The organism is Xanthobacter sp. BG11Y11_SDJG, assembly GCF_057364445.1.
On the sequence record NZ_JBNFNU010000424.1, the window covers coordinates 1 to 3,509 of the forward strand.

The following is a 3,509-nucleotide window of genomic DNA, read 5'->3' on the forward strand; positions in this document are numbered from 1 at the left end:
CGTGGCGGCGCGCCCGGCGCGCCGGACGGTCCTTTGAGGCAGCGCTCAGAGCGCCGGGACGCCCGGCTCCGGATCGGCAGCGTCGGCCGCGGCGGGTGCCGCGCCGCATGCACATGTGCGCGGCTTGGCGCCGTAGGCGGCCATGAAGACCCGCACGGCGCCGTTCACCACCTTCGCCGTATGGGCCGGATCGGGCGGCTCGTTGGAACCGATCAGGATGGGCGCCGTCACGCCGTCCTTGCACAGGCCGAGGAACTGGCTCGCCGCCTGCTCCACGTCCTCGATGTCGAGCACGCCCTGCTCCACCTTGGCGGCCAGGAAGTGCGACAGGCGCTGAATGCCGGCGCAGGGCCCCGCCTCGAAGAAGCGGCGTCCGATCTCCGGAAACTTTCCGGCAATGGCAATCACGGTGCGCAGGGTGGCGATATGGCCGGGCCGCACCATGGCGGCGATGAAGGAGTGGCCAAGCTCGGTGAGCGCGGTCTCAACGTCGGGGGCAGCGGCGTCGAACACGAACAGGCGCTCGGCGGTCTCGGTGCACTCGCTGGCGACCAGCGCGGCGAACAGGTCTTCCTTGTTCTGGAAATAGACGTACAGCGTGCCCTTGGAGACGCCGGCGGCGCGGGCGATGTCGCCCATGCTCGCCGCATCGAAGCCGCGCTCGAGAAACACCTCGCGGGCGCCGGAAAGAATCTGCCTGCGCTTTTCCGGGTCCTGCCCGGCGCCGTGGGCGCTCTCGCGCGCCTCGGCCATGCGCGCCAGGGCCGCGCCGCTCTCACTCGCCATCGCCGTCACACATCCTCGCCTGCATCTGCCCTGCCTTTGGATCCGCCTCTGCCCGGCCCCCGACCGAGCACCCGCGGTACGATCTTCGATCTGCGGGCATCGGCTGCGCCGGCGCAAGCGCCGGCCTCGCCATCACCGCCCGTCTCGGCCACAAGCCGGCGCAGGGTTGCGCCGGCGCAACAGGCCAATCGGACAACATCGAACCGAACCGTACGGTTCCCTCTTGCTATGCCAGTTGCGATGCGCTAGATCAATCCCATCGACCGAACCGTTCGGTCAACGCGCGGTCCGCAACCCACGCGCTGATCGGGCCGGAGGGAGGAGAGCACCGCCCCCGCTCTCCTCCCTCTCTTCCTTAAGGTCGCGATCCCAGCAGACTCTTCCGGTCATGGCGCGCCATGGCGGCGCTCTTGGCAGCACGCCGGTCGCCGCGCCCCATGGCCGGACGCGCAACAGCGCAAGCACGCGAGCCGGCAGGTCCGGCGAAGGCCGCTGGGTGGGCTCTGCACTCGGGTTCGGTCCGCAGCCCACAGCTTCTATCTCCTGGAACAAGCGCTTATCCGGCTCGGCTGGAGCCGCTTGAGGCGATGATATCCCCGACCTCCCATGCCACGCCTGGGTCCTCCGCTGCGCCACCCCGGACATATCCTGCTTTGCCGGTCGGGAGCCCGACGGCGCCGGAGATTCAGCGGCTGAACTGCGCCAACCGTCCCGGCGCTGATGCGGTCGAAAGGGCGGCCCCAGCGGCAGACAGATCGGGCGCTCCCTTCGATGGCTCATGTCCCCAGCCACACCCGGCTGCCCTCATGCGGCTTTTCGCCGCATAGGACGCACGGTTGCCGCGCGGCCTCGCGTGCCTACCTCAGAGCCGAGTGATCCGGGCCCCTCTGGCGCGGCCGTACGGCTGTGTGATGTCGGATCGATGTCGTGTTCCCGATCGACCGAGGCCCCCCTTTGATCCTGCCCGCCTGGCCGCTTTGCGGCCTTCCCGGCGTTTGCGCCCATGAACCGCCTGTCTCGGCGCGCCTTGCTGCTGGTCAACCCGCGTGCCCGCATGGGCGGCTCCGCCCTGTCGCGCGAGCGCGCGGCGCTGGAGGCAGGGGGCATCCACGTGGCGGGTCGGGATCTGCCGGCTGGTGAAGCGCTCGCCGATCTCATCCGCAGCGAAGCGGGCACCTTCGACCTGATTGTCATCGGCGGTGGGGACGGAACGCTGAATGCCGCCGCCGCAGCACTGGCCGACACCGGCATTCCGCTCGGGATCCTGCCGCTCGGCACCGCCAACGACTTCGCCCGCACCCTCGGCATTCCCACGGACACGGTGGCCGCCGCCCGCCTCATCGCCACCGGCACCCCGCGCCCGATCGACCTCGGTGACGTCAACGGCCACCCCTTCCTCAACGTGGCCAGCATCGGCTTCAGCGCCGATCTCGCGCGCGCCCTCACCCACGATGCCAAGCAGCGCTTCGGCGTGCTCGGCTATGCCGTGGTTGCGGCGCGCCTCCTCGCCCAGTCGCGTCTGTTCACGGCCCATGTGGTCCATGACGGCACGGTGGAAAAGGTGCGCACGCTGCAGGTCTCCGTGGGCAGCGGGCGCTATTACGGCGGCGGCATGGCGGTGGCTGCCGATGCAAGAGCCGACGACGGCCGGCTCGATTTCTACAGCCTGGAAGTAGACCATTGGTGGCGCCTGCTGCGCCTCCTTCCGGCGCTGCGCCGCGGCACTCAGGGGCGCTGGGACGACGTGCGCGCATTCCGCACCACCGAAGTCACCGTAGAGACGCGTTATCCGCGTCCGGTGAACACCGATGGCGAACTGGTGACGCAGACCCCGGCCCGCTTCACGATCCGGCCGGGGGCGCTTCATGTCTATGCCCCGGCAGCGCCCGCGGCGTCCCTCCCGCCCTTCCAAGACACCCTCTCCTCCCGCGCCTGAAGGAAAATCGCCCATGGACTACCTCCTCGCCCTTGCCCAGGACCCGGCCGCCTGGGTGGCGCTCATCACCCTCGTCGCCATGGAGGTGGTGCTCGGCATCGACAACCTGATCTTCATCTCCATCCTCACCAACAAGCTGCCGCCCCAGCACCGCAGCAAGGCGCGGCGGATCGGCATCGGCCTCGCGCTCATCATGCGGCTCGGCCTGCTCGGCACCATCGCCATCATCGTGCGGCTGACCGCGCCGGTGATCACGGTTTTCGGCCACGATTTCTCCTGGCGCGACATGATCCTCATCGCCGGCGGCCTGTTCCTGGTGTGGAAGGCCACCAAGGAGATCCACCACAGCGTCGACCCGCACCCGAACGACGACCTGTTCGAAGCCCCCGCCAAGGCGTCCATCGGCTTCTCCTCCGCGATCGTGCAGATCCTCCTGCTCGATTTGGTGTTCTCGGTGGACAGCATCATCACCGCCGTGGGCATGACCGAGCACATCCCGATCATGGTGATCGCGGTGCTGGCGGCGGTCACGGCCATGCTGCTCGCGGCCGATCCGCTGGCCCAGTTCATCGAGCGCAATCCGACCGTGGTGATGCTCGCTTTGGGCTTCCTCATCATGATCGGCATGACGCTGATCGCCGAGGGCTTCGGCGCCCACGTGCCCAAGGGCTACATCTATGCCGCCATGGCCTTCTCGGCCTTCGTGGAGGGCCTCAACATCATGGCCCGCCGGCGCGGCCAGAAGGCGCCGCACTGAAGGCGCGCTTCCCCCGGGGACCGCGCCGCG

At 69.2% G+C, this 3,509-nt stretch carries 3 protein-coding genes; 2 read left to right on the forward strand and 1 reads right to left on the reverse strand.

Features of this window, described 5'->3' with window-relative positions:
* Positions 1-45: 45 nt before the first annotated feature.
* Positions 46-786: a TetR/AcrR family transcriptional regulator gene (locus AC2W7M_RS22145; protein WP_486134959.1), complete on the reverse strand. Its 741-nt coding sequence runs from the start codon at positions 784-786 to the stop codon at positions 46-48.
* 1,003 nt (positions 787-1,789) lie between these two features.
* On the opposite strand from AC2W7M_RS22145, the gene AC2W7M_RS22150 reads away from it, so the two are divergent.
* Both AC2W7M_RS22150 and AC2W7M_RS22155 read left to right on the forward strand, forming a co-directional pair.
* Positions 1,790-2,722 (forward strand): lipid kinase, encoded by a 933-nt coding sequence (locus tag AC2W7M_RS22150; RefSeq protein WP_486134961.1) that lies wholly within the window; start codon positions 1,790-1,792, stop codon positions 2,720-2,722.
* A gap of 13 nt (positions 2,723-2,735) precedes the next feature.
* Positions 2,736-3,479 (forward strand): TerC family protein, encoded by a 744-nt coding sequence (locus tag AC2W7M_RS22155; RefSeq protein WP_486134962.1) that lies wholly within the window; start codon positions 2,736-2,738, stop codon positions 3,477-3,479.
* The last annotated feature ends 30 nt before the right edge of the window (positions 3,480-3,509 follow it).